Origin of the sequence: Arcobacter peruensis, assembly GCF_003711085.1 — a bacterium.
In the GTDB taxonomy this organism is placed as follows: Bacteria; Campylobacterota; Campylobacteria; order Campylobacterales; family Arcobacteraceae; genus Poseidonibacter; species Poseidonibacter parvus.
Genome location: NZ_CP032363.1, coordinates 2769461 through 2778381, shown reverse-complemented (window position 1 = coordinate 2778381; position 8921 = coordinate 2769461). Strand labels below are relative to the sequence as shown.

The 8921-nt window shown below is 27.2% G+C and carries 6 protein-coding genes; 4 read left to right on the top strand and 2 right to left on the bottom strand.

Features of this window, described 5'->3' with window-relative positions; genetic code table 11:
* The first annotated feature begins 171 nt into the window (after positions 1-171).
* Together tlyA and D3Z07_RS13775 are read left to right on the top strand one after the other, a co-directional pair.
* Entirely contained in the window at positions 172-882 is a 711-nt protein-coding gene (gene tlyA / locus D3Z07_RS13780; RefSeq protein ID WP_122894163.1) for a 23S rRNA (cytidine-2'-O)-methyltransferase TlyA, read from the top strand.
* Positions 851-1690: a bifunctional riboflavin kinase/FAD synthetase gene (locus D3Z07_RS13775; RefSeq protein ID WP_122894235.1), complete on the top strand. Its 840-nt coding sequence runs from the start codon at positions 851-853 to the stop codon at positions 1688-1690. Before tlyA ends, D3Z07_RS13775 begins: the two co-directional genes overlap by 32 nt.
* On the opposite strand, the gene D3Z07_RS13770 is transcribed toward D3Z07_RS13775, so the two are convergent.
* Positions 1687-2124, bottom strand: a complete 438-nt coding sequence (locus D3Z07_RS13770) for a hypothetical protein (protein WP_076087689.1) — start codon at positions 2122-2124, stop codon at positions 1687-1689. The two genes, D3Z07_RS13775 and D3Z07_RS13770, sit on opposite strands and share 4 nt — an antisense overlap.
* 56 nt (positions 2125-2180) lie before the next feature.
* Positions 2181-7412, bottom strand: a complete 5232-nt coding sequence (locus D3Z07_RS13765; protein WP_122894162.1) for a putative Ig domain-containing protein — start codon at positions 7410-7412, stop codon at positions 2181-2183.
* Between the two features lie 269 nt (positions 7413-7681).
* Here D3Z07_RS13765 and cmoA point away from each other — a divergent pair, with 269 nt between their 5' ends.
* Together cmoA and bcp are read left to right on the top strand one after the other, a co-directional pair.
* A complete protein-coding gene (gene cmoA / locus D3Z07_RS13760) occupies positions 7682-8389 on the top strand; it encodes a carboxy-S-adenosyl-L-methionine synthase CmoA (protein WP_076087694.1) in 708 nt (235 codons plus the stop codon).
* Between the two features lie 20 nt (positions 8390-8409).
* On the top strand, positions 8410-8916 hold the full coding sequence (gene bcp / locus D3Z07_RS13755; protein WP_076087696.1) for a thioredoxin-dependent thiol peroxidase: 507 nt from the start codon (positions 8410-8412) through the stop codon (positions 8914-8916).
* Positions 8917-8921 lie beyond the last annotated feature (5 nt).

Genomic DNA, 8921 nt, shown 5'->3' with positions numbered 1-8921 from the left:
TTGTTTATCCTCTTTGTAATAGTGTTATATACTTTATAATAACATAATCTGACTTAAGAATACTGAGTATCACAATTCTATAAAGATTTTTTTTAAATAAATATCAAAAAAATAATTTTTATAAAAAATTTAATAATTAGTTTTTGATAAAACTTTTACTATAATTCCGCCATGAGATTAGATCAATACGTAAAAGAGCACTTTAATATTCAAAGTAGAAATAAAGCAAATGAGCTTATAAAAGCAAATAAAATAAAAGTAAATAATAAAATAATTACTAAAGCATCATTTGAAGTTAATGATGAAAATAATGTTGAAATATTAGAAGAAGATTTCTATGTTTCAAGAGCAGCTTATAAGCTAAAATACTTTTTAGATGAAATAACAAACTTAGACTTTAAAAGTAAAGAAGCACTTGATATTGGAAGTAGTACAGGTGGTTTTACACAAATACTTTTAGAAAAAAATATTAACAGTGTTACATGTGTTGATGTAGGTTCTAATCAGTTACATGAAAGAATTAAAGATAATAATAAAATAACTTTTTTTGAAAATACTGATATTAGAATTTTTAAAAGCAAAGAACCTTTTGAAATAGTAACTTGTGATGTTTCTTTTATTTCTATATTAAATATCATTGAAGATATAAATAGACTATCTTCAAAAGAAATAATTATTTTATTCAAACCTCAATTTGAGGTTGGAACAAATGTCAAAAGAGATAAAAAAGGTGTAGTAAAAGATAAAAAAGCTATTACAAGAGCAAGAAATATTTTTCTTGATAAAACACAATTTTTAAACTGGGAACTAAAATATAACTCAATGAGTAAACTACAAGGAAAAGATGGAAATGAAGAAGAACTTTTCTACTTTAGTAAGTAAAAATACAATAACATCACTTGCTATTGGTGGTTTTGATGGAATGCATTGTGCACATCAAGAATTATTTAAACATCTAGATGAAAACGGGGCAATTTTATCTATTGAATCAGGATATGCTACATTAACTCCTAAAAAATATAGACAAGAGTATTCTAAATATCCTATTTATTATTATGTTTTAAAAGATATAAAACATCTTGCAGGTGATGAGTTTATAAAACTTTTAAAAGAGCAATACCCAAAACTTCAAAAAATAGTTGTAGGTTTTGATTTTTGTTTTGGTAAAAATAGAGGATATTGTATTCCTCAATTAAAAGAGATATTTGAAGGAGAGGTAGTTGTAGTTGATGAGTTTAAAATTGATAATATTCCTGTTCATTCTAGAACAATTAGAGAATATATATCAAATGGTGAGTTAACAATTGCAAATAAACTATTAAATAAAGAATATAAAATTTATGGAACACAAATCAAAGGTCAAGGTTTAGGTTCTAAAAGTTTTGTACCAACAATAAATTTAAAAGTTGATGATTTTTTATTACCACAAGCTGGTGTTTATATTACTAAGACTATTTTAGATGAAAAAGAATATGATTCTATTACATTTCTAGGTCATAGAGTTACAACTGATGGCTCTTATGCAATTGAAACACATATTCTCTATAGTGATATAAAAGATGATGAATATGAGATTCAAATTAAGTTTTTTAAAAAAATTCGTGATAATAAAAAATTCGAATCTTTTGAAGGACTAAAACAGCAAATATTATCAGATATTAATGAGGCTAAAGATTACTTTTTAAATTAATTATTTATTTCGAAAGTATATCTTATTTTTCTATATTTTTTATGATTAGAAATAATAAATACCTTATCAAGTTTTAATCTTTTTTTTGTAAAAATTGCTTTTTCTGCTTTAAACTTTATGTTTTTATATCTACCAATCAAAGCATACATAATAAAATTTCCTTCTAAGAAATAGCCTTTATTAAAATCTATTTCTAATTCTTTAGTTGATAAATTACCATTTAGATAATAAGAAGATTCAGCTATTACTTTTTCTTTATTATAGAATTTGAATTTCTTTAATTTTTTTAGATTTATGTTCTTTGATTCTGCAGTAATTTTATATGCGATTTTTTCTTCTGTAATTTTATATTCTTTTATATCATATAAGTTAATTGTTCTAGAGTTTAAAATTGAAAAAGAGAGAAGTAAGAAGAATATAATTTTCTTGTACATTTAAGACCTAATTTTTTATTATTTTATAAAAAGAGAGTTAAGCCTCTCTTTTTATATTAATCATTTGGATTTATACCCGTTTGATTTTCAAAATATTGTAATGCACCACTACCTGTATATAAATAATCAGAATCTTCATATCCAATTTGATTAATTTCAGATTCAACAATTTCATTATTCCCATTAAGCTCAAATGACATTAGTACTTTGTAATCAGTTGATAAATTAACATTAATTTTACCATCCTTTTTTTCCCAACTTGCACTTGATACTTCTGCACCATAGCTGAAGTGATCCCCATACTCATCTGAACCACTAAACATACCTTTAACCACAATACCATTTGGCTTCAACATAAATGTAGTATTTGCAGTTTGAAAATATGTGCCACCATTTGTAAATAGTGTAACTAATTCATCAATATCTGTAGCACCATGATCATCCCAGCCCCATGTATCAGACTCATTTGTTTCAACAGTATTTGTAAACTTAATATCACTTTTAAATAAATTTTCTCCTACTTGTACTGTATTCATTATTTCAGCACTACCTTCTTCCCCTGCTTGAGTAATATTAAAAGTACTAGATGTTGTAGTTAAATCTGTACTAAATGTTTCAGATTCAGAGTAAGCATAAGTACCATCATCATTATCATACATTTTTAATGTAATAGAACCATTATTAACCGTCATAATATCATACCATGGATTCTTACCTGTTAATATTGCTGTGTCACCAACTGATAGTGTAGCTAAAGAAGCAATAGGATATGCGTTAACAGTACTAAATGAATGAACTCTTAATTTTGTTGGAGTTGTAATTTGATCATATAATGTACCATCATCATCACTTAGTCTAACTTCAGCTCTAAATCTAGCTTCATCAATACCTAAATCAAAAGAAGAATCAGTTGTAATAACTTTTTCATCATAATTCTCAATTACCGCACCTGAACCATCAATTTTACTTACATTAAAAATAATATCTGCTCCACTTGTTGCAATGCTTACAGCAAACTTCACAGAAGCATCATCATTTGCAGTTGAAGTTTCTGCAAATTTATGATTGCCATTTGTATAATCAGTATAATCTTCTGCCTCTGTATTCCCTGTTGAATCATATCTTCCTACATAATATTGTATTCGATTATTTCTAAGTTGAATATGTGCATAAATTCTTTCATCAGCTGAATTAATATTATTCATTACAGCTTGGAAAGAACCTCTACTTGTAGTTGAATCTACCTCATCAACATCTCGTAATCTAATTTTTGCTTTAATTTCTGATTTAGGTATATTAAAACTTCTTTTAGCTTGAGCTTTAGAAGAAATCCCATCTGCTTTATAAGCATTAACTTTTAAAGTACCATATTCTTCACTAACCTTTACATCATTTCCATTTACTAAATAATCACTAGAATATTTACTATTCCCCCATGTTGTACCTAGTGCTTCAACTTTTGTTTCATCTTCAAGCACAAAATCAATCATTTCTTGCCCTGTTAAAATAGTATCATCAATTTTTGTAATACTTAAAACAATATCATCAATTTTTGAATTATCAGCAGTTGGCATAGTTTGAGGTTCTGCTTCTGCACTTTCAAAATGTGCATAAGTTACTCCTGAATATGAATCATACCAATCAACTACTTTACAATCTAAAGTACCTTCAATTTTAGCTTCTTCAACACTTATAATATCACCTTCATAACATAAGTTTTGCCAGTTTGTTCCAAAACTTGTAATATCTAAAGCTGTTGATACATCATACATCTTAGATAAATCAACTTTCACTTCCTTAATATCTTCATCATCATCTACTTCTAAAGTATATGCAGTTGTACCAGCTAATGATAATTTAATTGAAGTTATCTCATCTTTATCTTCTTGAGTTAAACCTGTTTCTTCATCTTCAATATCACCATCATAACCAAGAGGTAATTCTAATAATAAATCAGCAGCTTGAGATAGAAATGCTTTTGCTTCTGGTAATCTAGAACTTGCATCTGAAGTTAATTTATAAACAGTCCCTTCGTTTAAAACAGCTGCTAGATCAACATTAATATTTCTATATTCGTTACCTTCATAATCTCTTATTTCAATATCAGCATTACTTCCCCACTGATAAGATGATTGCTGTTTTAACTGTGCAGCGAAACTTAAAATACCCGCTCTTAAGGCTAAAGAATCATTATAATTCATATTTTCACCATCGTAAGTATATACATCATCATCTGAACTAAATAAGTTTCCAAATTCATCACTAATTTTCTTTAATTCATCAGCAACTTTATTTAATTTTTGTGTTGATACTGAACTTAAGTTTGTAGCATCATCTTTAACCGATACAGTAACTGTGTTCATTACAGTTGATCTTACAATTGTATTAAGTGTAGAAAGTGAGCTAATAGCTGAACCATCATCTAAATTTAATAAAGAAGCAATATCATCATCATTTGCAATTTCTGCAAGTGAAATGGATAATCTTACAATTTCAGCTTCAGGATTTGTATTTTCATTTAATAAATCTTTTGCTTCATTTAATTTAATATCAATATTTTCTGTTTCTAGATCAATTGATTTAATTTTTTCAATAGCATCATCTACATCTTTATTTAAAGGAAGACTTCCATCAGTAACATTTATACTAGCTGTGTACATTTGAGAAGATGCACCAGCAGTATCTTTAACACTAAACTCAAAAGTATCAGTTCCTGTAAATCCTTCATCAGTTGTATACGTAAATGTTCCATCAAGATTAGATGTTAATGTTCCACCATTAATTGCTCCAAATTCAAAAGTAATAGTATCTCCAACATCAATATCATTTCCAGTTAATGTTCCATTTAAAGTTAATGAAGTAGATGAATCTAAGTTAAATGATTGATTTGATGATGTTGGTGCATCATTTGAATTTTCAATAACAATTTCAAATGTATTAGAAACGCTTAATCCTAATTTATCTGTTGCTATTACTTTAATATCAATCTCACCAACATTCTCATTTTCTCCTACTACGCTAAGAATATTTTCGTTTAATGTAATCCATGTAGGTAAAACACTTCCATCCGATAAAGTAGCTTTAAATGATAAAGTATCATTTGCATCTACATCTGCAAAATAGTCATTTAAATTGATATTAGTTGGAGTATCTTCTATAAAAGTAATATTTCCAGGGATTGTAGGTGTAGATACTGTAGGAGAATCGTTTCTATCTCTAACGTCTAATGTAAATGTATCAGAGATATCAATTAAACCATCACTAGCAATTACTACAATTGTTAACATATTAATATCTGCATTACCTGGTGTACCATTAAATATTCCATCTTCAAAACTTAACCAAGAAGGAAGAGAAGCTCCCCCTTCAAGTGTAGCTGTATAAGTTAAAGTATCATTTGCATCTATATCTTCAAAATTTGACTTTATGTCAAGACTAAATAATACAGTTTGTTCTGCCGCTGTATCCAAAATAGGTGTCTTAACTTTTGGTGCATCATTTAGATTATTTACAGTTAATGTAAAAATATCACTAACCATTAAACCTTTTATATCACTTGCAGTAACTTTTAAACTTATATTTCCAACATTTGTATTTGTAGGAGTTGCACTTAGTACTCCATTTTCAAAACTTACCCAAGAAGGTAATATTGTTCCATCTTCTAAAGTTGCAGAATAAGTTAATTCGTCGTCTATATCTATATCTGCAAAGTTTGGTTTTACATCAATTGAAAGAGTATTATCTCCTTGATTAATTGAGGCATCTTTAATTTCACTTGAAACAGTAGGAGCATCATTTATATTTAATACTTCAACAAATACTTTTTTAGTTCCAAGAGTAGTATTTCCACTGTTTACTTCTATATCAAAAGTAAAAGAGCCTACATCTGAATTTGATGGATTGTCAAAAACAAGTTCTTTTTCTTCGCTATCATCAAAAACCCAAGTAGGCAAACCTGTAACTGAATAAATAAAATCTTCACTTCCTTCTATATTATTAAAAGCATCTGATAAAGATAATTCTATTTTCATACCTTGATATACATTTACTTTAGGAATTGAAACTTTCGAAACTTTTCTTTCATTAATTTTTGCTAGAATTTCTGAGTACTTAGGATAAGTAGTAATAAAATCTGAATTTATAACTTCATAAAAATTGTTAAATTCAATTACAGGATCAGTAATAGCTACTAATTCATTTGCAATTGTATCAATATCTCCACTCACACCTAGAATATCTAATTCATTTACAATACCTATTTTTCTTAATTCACTTTTAGATTTTTTTAAAATAGCTGAGTTTTCATCTAAAACTTCTACATAACCATCAGTTACTTCATCTTTTTCTATTGCTTCTTCTAGTTTTGAAGTTTGCTCTTCAACTACAATAATTACTTTTTCAACAATATCCTCAAAAGTTTCGCCAGATTCTTTATTTAAATCAATTTGCTCAAAGGCTTTATCAATATTATCTGATACAGTTTTAATACTTTTTGTAACTTCTGTAGTTAGAATTTTTCCTGTTAATGTAAATAATTCAGAAGTATTATTTTCTGCTTCTTTAGTTGTCTCGTCAACAACTTTTTCAATATTAGCAGTTGTGTCATCTTTTAATGCTTCAACTTTTTTTGCAAGTGTTTGGATTACTTTCTCTTGAATTTCATCATTTGAAGTTGAACCATCATCTAAGGCCTTAGAAATAAGCTCAACCGTTTTTTGAACTTGTAAAGCTACTTTATTCAATTCTGTATTTTTCTTCGAAATAAAGTCATCAGAAATATCTACATCAGAAGAAATACCAAGTACTTTTTTCAATGTTTCTTTTTTAGTGTTAACAATATCTTTAATTTCTGATTCAGTTTTATTTGATAGATCTTCAGCTTGAACCATTTTAGATACAACTGTAGTCATAGGAGTAAGATTATTACTTGAACCATTATTAGGTGCTTCAAGTTTTCCTTCAAAGGCTTGATTAGTGTCAGTATCAATACCTCCAGTCGCAATTAATGGTGCAATATTAAAATTCGTGTGACTTCTTTGTTCAGAAGTAAGAGAAATAGAATAACTACCCTTTTCATCTGTTATCGCAAAAGGTTCTAAATCAGAAGTAAAAGAACCATCTAAGTCAAGGTCAAGAAAAACTTTTGAATTTTTAATATACCCATCAATTACAGATCCACTTAACCCACTTAAAGAACTAGAAGACGTTCCACTACCTGAACCAAAACAACCTACAAGCAAAGTTGCAGCAACAGTCGATAAGACAACATTTTTTACACTTTTATTCATACTTTCTCCTTAATTATAATTATTTGTTATAATAAAACTACATAATTATTACATAATTAAGCTTATTATTCTCACTTAAAATAAGCTTTATTTACTATGTTTTATCTGTAAAACTTATATTTATTTATTATTTACATATTAATTGTAATAAAACATAAAAAAATTATATATTTTACAAGTTATAATTTTATAATTCTTAAAAAATAAAATTTACTACTTTGTTTAATTAATTAATACATATTAATAAGCATTTAGATAAAATAATACTTATGGTAGATAAAGTATTTGAAAAATCAATAATAAAACAATTTGAATTTGATGAAGAAGTTGCATCAGTATTTGATGATATGTTAAATAGATCAGTTCCTTTTTATAAAGAGATGCAAAGATTATCAATAAATTTTGCATGTAATTTTTTAGAAGAAAATGATAAAGTATATGACTTAGGTTGTTCAACAGCTTCAACTTTAATTGAATTAAGTAAACACTGTGAACATAACTTAGAGTTAATTGGTATTGATAACTCAAGTGCTATGTTAAATAGAGCAGCTAAAAAAGCAAAAGCTTTTGGTGTTGATATAGAACTAATAAATGCAGACTTACACGATGTCGAATACGCAAATGCAAAACTAATTCTCTCAAACTATACATTACAATTTATAAGACCCTTACAAAGAGAAAAATTAGTAAAAAAAGTTTTTGATTCATTAAAAGAAGAAGGTATTTTTATTTTTAGTGAAAAAGTAATATCTTCAAATTCAAAATTAAACAAACAAAGTATAGACGAATATTATGAATTTAAAAAAACACAGGGCTATTCTGAGTTTGAAATTTCTCAAAAAAGAGAAGCTTTAGAAAACGTTTTAATACCATATACAGAAGAAGAAAATAGAAAAATGATATTAGATGCAGGATTCTCACATTGTGAGACAATTTTTAAATGGGTAAATTTTGCCACATTTATTGCAATAAAATAGAAGATGAAGGATTTAATTATATGTTAGAAATAGGAAATAAAGCACCAGATTTTTGTGCACCAAATCAAGATGATGTTGAGATTTGTTCAAGAGATTTAGACGGTAAATGGATAGTATTATATTTTTATCCAAAAGATTTAACTCCAGGATGTACTACTCAAGCTTGTGATTTTACAAGTTCACATTTAGAGTTTGACGACTTAGATGCAGTTATTTTAGGTGTTTCACCTGATGATGCAGCAAAGCATAGAAAATTTATTGAAAAACATGATTTATCAATCACGCTATTAGCAGATGAAAATAAAAAAATGTGTGAAGATTATGGTGTTTGGCAACTAAAAAAATTCATGGGTAAAGAATATATGGGAGTTGTTAGAAGTACTTTTATAATATCACCTGAGGGTAAAATTGCTGCTGTTTGGGAAAAAGTAAGTGTACGAAAGAAGAAAACTGTAAAAGGTGAGAAAATAGAAATCTTACACGTAAATGAAGTAAAAGAAAAACTTCAAGAACTACAAGCAAACTAAGGACT